General features: G+C 31.8%; 1 protein-coding gene. It reads right to left on the bottom strand.

Annotated elements, in window-relative coordinates:
* Positions 1-507 (bottom strand): ABC transporter permease (locus tag AMN88_RS00895; RefSeq protein ID WP_075536008.1); only part of this gene is annotated, 507 nt, incomplete at both ends.

The following is a 507-nucleotide window of genomic DNA, read 5'->3' on the forward strand; positions in this document are numbered from 1 at the left end:
ATACCTAACTTCTAACTTGTTAATTAATTTCATACTCACGTAAGTAAGCAGCAGATATAAAACTGCTGCAAAAGAATAAAAGAACAGTGGTTCTCGTGTTGAGCCAGCTGCAATATAAGATTGTCTCATTATTTCAACTAATCCTGTTACTGAAATTAGAGAAGTATCTTTTAAAGTTATTTGCCAAACATTGCTTAAATTTGGAATAGCTAGTCTTAACATTTGAGGAAGTATTATTTTATAAAATTGCCCAAACTTGTTTATTCCAAGTACCTTTGCAGCTTCAAATTGACCTTTGTCTATTGATTGAATTGCTCCTCGAAATACTTCTGTTGAATAAGCTCCTGATATAATACCAATAGCCATTGAACCAGTTATAAAGGCGTTAATTTCTATGTATTCATAATAACCAAAAATAGAAGCTACATACATGATTGCACCACTTCCCCCAAAGAAAAAAAGATAAATAACTAATAGTTCTGGTACTCCACGAATAACTGTAGTGTA

The sequence above is a fragment of the Candidatus Pelagibacter communis genome (assembly GCF_001180165.1).
GTDB classification, from domain to species: Bacteria; Pseudomonadota; Alphaproteobacteria; order Pelagibacterales; family Pelagibacteraceae; genus Pelagibacter; species Pelagibacter ubique_P.